General features: G+C 45.8%; 1 protein-coding gene. It reads right to left on the reverse strand.

Annotated elements, in window-relative coordinates; all coding sequences use genetic code 11:
- Positions 1–12: 12 nt before the first annotated feature.
- A partial coding sequence (locus tag JEM65_RS22635) for a hypothetical protein (RefSeq protein ID WP_233530808.1) occupies positions 13–201 on the reverse strand: 189 nt, incomplete at its 5' end.

The following is a 201-nucleotide window of genomic DNA, read 5'->3' on the forward strand; positions in this document are numbered from 1 at the left end:
CAGCTCCGAAGGTCACTTCATCTTTTGTCTCCAGTCACTTGGAATATGGCTGGAGCTGGTACATATGTCTTCTTGGTCATATGCTTCGAAGCTTTTTCTTCCAGTCAATTGAATTTGCGGCAAAGCGGAAAAACTCTTTGAATCAGTTGTCATGAAAGTCCACCAATCCCAGCTGGCCGAATGGCCACATGTTTGGACCAG

Source organism: Gelidibacter salicanalis, assembly GCF_016469035.1.
Lineage (GTDB): Bacteria > Bacteroidota > Bacteroidia > Flavobacteriales > Flavobacteriaceae > Gelidibacter > Gelidibacter salicanalis_A.